The following is a 296-nucleotide window of genomic DNA, read 5'->3' as shown; positions in this document are numbered from 1 at the left end:
GAACAGGTTCACGAACGCGCCCAATGCCTTGTTCAAGGCGGGTGCTTCATAAATCCCACCCTTGCTGCTCGTGACGAGAATCACCGCCAACGGAATACCCGCCAGCAAAGCGATCAATGACGACACGCCGACCATCAGGAAGGTGTCGATGAAACCCTGCAATAACCGATCAAACCACATAACCCAGCACCTCCGCCTGTTGTGCCCAATTGCCCGCCCGCTGGCGCAACTCCTCGGCGTGCCATGGCGAGCCGCTCACCGCCAGCAGCAGTTGCCCCAACCCATGGCCCTGAATT

General features: G+C 59.1%; 2 pseudogenes. Both read right to left on the bottom strand.

Features of this window, described 5'->3' with window-relative positions:
• Positions 1–180, bottom strand: a pseudogene (locus OC610_RS29160) (ABC transporter permease); the annotation flags it as partial.
• Positions 170–296: pseudogene (locus OC610_RS29155) on the bottom strand (ABC transporter); the annotation flags it as partial. The pseudogenes OC610_RS29160 and OC610_RS29155, both read right to left, overlap by 11 nt.

The organism is Pseudomonas agronomica (genome assembly GCF_025917275.1).
GTDB classification, from domain to species: Bacteria; Pseudomonadota; Gammaproteobacteria; order Pseudomonadales; family Pseudomonadaceae; genus Aquipseudomonas; species Aquipseudomonas agronomica.
This window is presented reverse-complemented; position numbering and strand designations above follow the sequence as displayed.